We start from the raw sequence: 5849 nt of genomic DNA, 5'->3' as shown, positions 1-5849 counted from the left end.
CAGAAATTTTCATTCTTTTCATCAAAGAGGTTTTGCGCAATATCGGCTTTGCCTTGGCTTGAGTCTGGTCCATAGGCACGTAGTGTATACATATCCGGTAAGCCACCTCTTGTGGTATAGCCATTTACCAGTTTGAAAGAGTTTTCTTCTGCTTTTCCAGAAACTTGAATAAGTGAAAGACCACGGACATTGGCAGCAGCAGAGGTATTTGCTTCGATATTGTTCTCTTCTAAGCGCCCCGTGACATAAACTGATGTGTTGCCAGAGACATCCCCATGGATCAAAAGTCTATCGGTTTTTTGGTCATTTATTGCAGCACCATCACTCCAAGCCGTATTGAAGTAAATCTTTGCATCACCCGTTGCATTGTAGACTTCTTGCGTGTCTGGTTTACCAGAACCTATATGCAATGTTTGGTAATGCTCTTCTGTTGGTTTCTCAAAAACAATGGAGCTGTTATCGAGATTAAGCGTGGAAATATCAGAACGAGATCTTTGAGCGATATCAAGCAGATTGCCATCATCATCTTTTTCGTTTTTGCTGATTTTTAACGTCCATGTTGTATTGTTTTTCAGATCAAAACGTACATTTCTGTCTTTAGCAATATTTGCTCTGCCCTCTAGAATAGACTGATCTGCGCTTAATGTGAAGGTGCCGTTGGAGATCGTTTTAACCTCTTTACCATCCCACAAATCTTTATCTTTCCATGACGCTTTGTCCCAAGCAATACCATTTCCTAGTAAAACATCGGCATGGACTTCTGATTTTTTAAGATTGACTGTGCCGATTGATGGAGCTGCAGCATCTTCGATGCTTTTTTCAACAACAGCTCTAATGAAAATTCCTGTGCCATTTTCAGCATGAAGCTCTGCATTGGTCAGATTGATCTCATTACTATGATATTTTTGTGGATCATGCGAGCTATTTGGATTATCATCGGAGAAAGTTGCGAATTGTAAACCGGCAACTTCTGCTGTGGCAGAAACATCTGTCAGATCAATATGTCCACCATTTATTACAACCAGCGCAGCCATTTTTGCTTCTATTTTATTTTTCTTCCCATTCTGAGGAGTGTCGGATTGGGTATCTAGACCTTTAGAATTAGTATCAATAGCGCCATTGCTCGTTTTAATTGTGCTACCTTCAATGACAAAAAGACCAACATCAACATTTTGAATGGTTGTTTTGCCATTTAATTCAACTATACTATCGGGATCCCAAATGTTTACACCAACGGTTGGTTCTTCGGATTCACTACCGGTTATTGTTAAATCTCCGCTAATGATTTGACTTCCACCGTCTGCATAAAAACCTTCATCGACATTTTGAATGGTTGTTTTGCCGGTTAACTGAATTTCACTACCAGAATCCTCTGTCCGTACACCAGTGCTTATTTTGCTGAGATTTTCATTAATTGCTTTACCACCGACTACTGTTAAATTTTCGCTGGTAATTTTGCCACCATTTATTGCTCTAAGACCCTTCAAAATATTATTAATCGTTGCCGTTCCATGCAATTCAATTCTGCTATCGGGACCAAGTGCAAGTGCACCGGTTCCCGCGTCATTCGTTGTTAAAGCTACATCCGTGACATCAATCTGTCCACCATTTCGTGCCTCAAGCCCATGGGTGAATTTTTCAATGGTTGTTTTTCCATTTAGTTCAATCTTGCTATTAGGCAGGTTAACTCCTACACCAGTGCTTTCTTCTTTTGCTCCAGAACCGATGAGTGTTAAATCTTCGCTGGTGACTTTACCACCATCAAATGCTCCAAGACCGTTCAAAACATTATTAATCTTTGTATTGCCTTTTAATTCAACTATACTATCAGAACCAATTGCAAGTGCACCGGCTCCTTTGCCATCTGTTGTTAGAGTAACATCCGTAATTTCAATACGTCCACCATTTTCTGTAAGTAATGCGCCTTCATGTCCATTCAAACTTCCTCCTATGACAGCCCCTCCTTTCATTGTGATCTTGGATTCTATACCATCTGCATGGAGTCCAGTACCATTAGATGATGCGACTGTAACATTGTTGTTTAAAGTAATGATGCTGCCATTTTGAGCAGATATTGCTGTATTTTTTGCAAGAAATGATCCTCCAGACACCGTTATTGTTGAGTGATCATCTGCAAATATGCCTTTTAGTGCTTGAGTTACGGTTACATTGTTCAAGGTTACTGTGCTGTTTTTAGCACTTATTCCTAAGGATAGTGAACTGTTATCGTTTTCACTCGATATTACCACGTCTTCCAGCTTGTTTTTTTTACTCTTACTGTCAGAAAAGGAAGCACCAGTGCTAGATAAAATGCCAGATGAGGAGGACGCCATTCCAGAATATGTAATTGTTCCTTTAGTCATTTGAAGTGTCGCACCGTCTTTGGCTTCAAGTCCTAAGAAAATACCAGAACCAGTGCCTTTAATGGTTGTGCCATCCAGTAACTCAATCGCACTGTCAGCACCTTCTGCTGTTACAGCATAGACGGTTTCGTTTGTGCCCTGGTTTATATCTTTATTCGTAACAATGGTTAAATGTTTTCCAATGATTTTGCCACCGCCTTTTGCGTGAATAGTTTCGTAGGTTTTATCGGATACTTCTTGTTGTTTTCCCTCAGAAACTACGAGGGTTTCAGCATGTGCACTGAACTGGATGTTGAATAGTATGATAGCGGCTGCAGCCGTGCATGATAAAAGGGATGTTTTATACACTAGTATTCTCCTTATGATAGCCCCCAAATATTCATTTCCCCGCGAACTTCATAAGAAGAAGTGAAAATGGATAATTGCTATTAATTTCAGTAATTGTCTTTATTTGGTAAGACAAATTTGGTTTTTTGTCAAAATTAAAAAATAATTGATATTAATTATGTCTAATACAAAATGTATTTATAATTGATTTTATTTAAAGAGTTATAATTTTGAATATTATTATTCAGAGAAATATTGTGAGATACTGATATAGTGGTACCATGACATCTTTTACGTGATGGTAGGGATTATTATATGACCCAAATTGGGGTTATGAGGGAACAAAAAAGGATGTAGAAGAAGCTAGTAAAAAAGCTAACTTACTTGGGCTTAAAGTGGGTTTTCATCTTTCAACACAGTGGTATTAATTTATTTCTAATAGACTTCTCTTTTTCTCAAAGTAGGAAGTACTCTTCATCCACTGGGGATGGAAGTGCTCTGTTGCATTTGTTGTGTCTTGTCTTGGTGATTTTCGTAAAGAACTAAGTATAAAGAGGGAAGGGTGCTTTAAAAGGAAAAAAGATGGCTTTAATGTACAAAAAAGGCAGCATATTGTGGCTGCCCTTTTTGTTAAATTGAATAGAATGAATAGGCTATTTTTATAGCCTTGTATTAAAACTGATAGCGTATGCCACCTGAAAAGCTTGCACCACTTATACCAGTTTTCTGAAGCTTTTGTCGATAGCTTACATCACCGTAAAGAGAGAAGTTGTGAGAAAGTCGCGCATTGATACCAATTCCGCCTTCAATTGCTGTTCCCATGGGGTCAAGGTCAAAATCTCTGCCAATCTGGATGGTACCATTATCACCAAAGGTTTTGATCAAGTTTACTTTTCCATAGAAGGAAAGGGCAGGACCATTTTCAGCAGTCATAATGGTTTTGGTTAAACGTCCACCAACACGGATCAACCATTGAGAAGGATTGTTCATATCAATTTTAAAATTATCAGCATCTTCAATGGTATCAAACATCAAATGTTGATAAGCAAGTTGTATTTGGGGCTCGAAGATTACTCCTTCCATTCCGGTAGAAAATTGTTTGCCAACGGTGGTGGAAATACTCAACATTTTTACATTGTTCAATTTCGCGGTTTTACCAATGATAGCATTGGTGATATCGCTTTTTATTATTCCATAGGATAAAAGTGTATCCATATAGAAACCACTGTCATGCTGTACGCTACCATAGGCAGTGAGAGACCATTTATCTAAAGTGCTTTTACTTGTATCTTGCATCTCTTTTGGAGTGAAAGACAGCCGCCCATAGGTGCCTATAAGACCGAAATGTGTCGTGGTATTTTGTCCTTCTAATGCCGCTAATGTGACACCGGCTTGGAGAGCAGCATAGCGAATATCAGCACCATAACCATATTTAAGGGGACCGCGTTTCGAGGATAAGGTTCCTTTACCCCCATAGGTAGAGAGGAAGAAACTGTTTTTAAGATTTTTCTGCTCTCCCAAGACTGTTGTTCTCATATTGGCTAAAAGTGCATTTTGCTTGGCCATATCGGCTAATCCAGTATAAAAGAGGGCATTTGGCATAACCAAATAACTTGCCATTTGTGGTACAACTGCTCTTACTTTTGAATCGGGGGCAAGAAATTCAGGCTGCAAGCGGAAGTCCCAGAAATCTTTATCCTTTTCATCGAATAAGTTTTGGTTAGCATTGGCTTTGCCATAACTTGATACTGGTCCATAGGCAGTCAGCGTATATTTATAAGGAGTTCCTCCTATGGTGGTATAGCCATTTTTCAATTTAAAGGAGTCTTCTTTTGCTTCTCCAGAAACTTGAATAAGTGAAAGTCCACCTATATTTGAAGGAGGAGAAGCATTTTCTACACTCTCCTTATTCTCTGAAACACTTTTGACATAAACTGTTGTGGTGCCTGCTACATCACCGTGAATGAGAAGCCTATCGGTTTTTTGTGCATCTATTGCAACACCATCACTCCATATAGCGTTGAAATGAATTTCTGCCTTACCAGAGGCATTATAGACTGCTAGAGTGGTTGGTATTCCAGATCCTACATGCAATGTATGATAATGATCTTCTACCAGCCCATTGAAAACAATAGAACTATCATTGAGATTGAGCACAGAAATATCAGAACGTGACCTTTGAGCAATAGCAAGCAGTTTTCCATCATCATCGGTTTCTTTTGTACTGGTTTTCAATATCCATGTTGCCTTGTTTGTCAAATCAAAGCGTACAGTTCTGTTTTCTGCAATTTTTGCTCTTCCGTTTAATACCGAGTGATTAGCATTTAGTGTAAAAGCAAAGTTATTTTCTTTAGTTGAGGCTTTTGCTGATAATAAAATATCGGCACGGATTTCTGAATTTTTGAGATTGGCTATACCGATTGATTGGTCTGCATTAATTCCAATACTATTTTCAGTGCGAAGCTTTGTATTTGTCAAGTTGATTTCTAAGGTGTTATCATCCTCGGATTTATCAAATGTTATGCCACTGTTTTCTGCTGTTGCAGAAACATTTGTTACATCAATATATCCGCTATTTTTTACAACAAATGCTGATCCTTTTGCTGCTACGGTCCCTCCATTCATTTTAATCGTGCCACCGTTTTCTGCATAAAGCCCGATGAAAGTATTGCTAATCGCTGTATTTCCATACAATTCAATTAAGCTGTTAGGATTGCTGGTAGCTGCACCGTATCCATTGCCATCCATCGTTGTCAGAGCAACGTCTGTGACCTTAATATGTCCACCATTCATTGCGAACAATGCCATGGTTTTCGCAGTTACTGTTCCCCCAGTCATTATGATTGTACCACTATTTTCTGCATCAAGTCCGGTTACAGCATTATCAATAGTTGTCTTCCCATACAATTCAATCAAGCTGTTAGGATCGGTGGTAGCTGCACCGTATCCGTTGCCATACATCGTTGTTAGAGCAACATCTGTGACCTTAATATGCCCACCGTTTTTTGCAAACACTGCCATGTTTGCAGCGGTTACAGTTCCTCCCGTCATTGTGATTGCACCACTATTTTCTGCATTAAGTCCGATGAAAGCATTATTAATTGTTGTTTTGCCATGCAATTCGATCAAGCTATCAGGATCGGTGGTAGCTGCGCCATA

General features: G+C 39.0%; 2 protein-coding genes. Both read right to left on the bottom strand.

The genetic code is table 11. The features are described 5' to 3' along the window. The coding region (locus tag ACFINC_RS08800; protein WP_375616964.1) for an autotransporter outer membrane beta-barrel domain-containing protein at positions 1-2711 on the bottom strand (2711 nt) is incomplete at its 3' end. A gap of 651 nt (positions 2712-3362) precedes the next feature. Continuing rightward, positions 3363-5849: autotransporter outer membrane beta-barrel domain-containing protein (locus ACFINC_RS08795; RefSeq protein WP_375616963.1), on the bottom strand; the 2487-nt coding region annotated here is incomplete at its 5' end.

Origin of the sequence: Bartonella sp. AP58NXGY (assembly GCF_042195785.1) — a bacterium.
GTDB lineage: Bacteria > Pseudomonadota > Alphaproteobacteria > Rhizobiales > Rhizobiaceae > Bartonella.
Note: the sequence above shows the minus strand (reverse complement) of the source record. Positions and strands in the feature narration are given on the sequence as shown.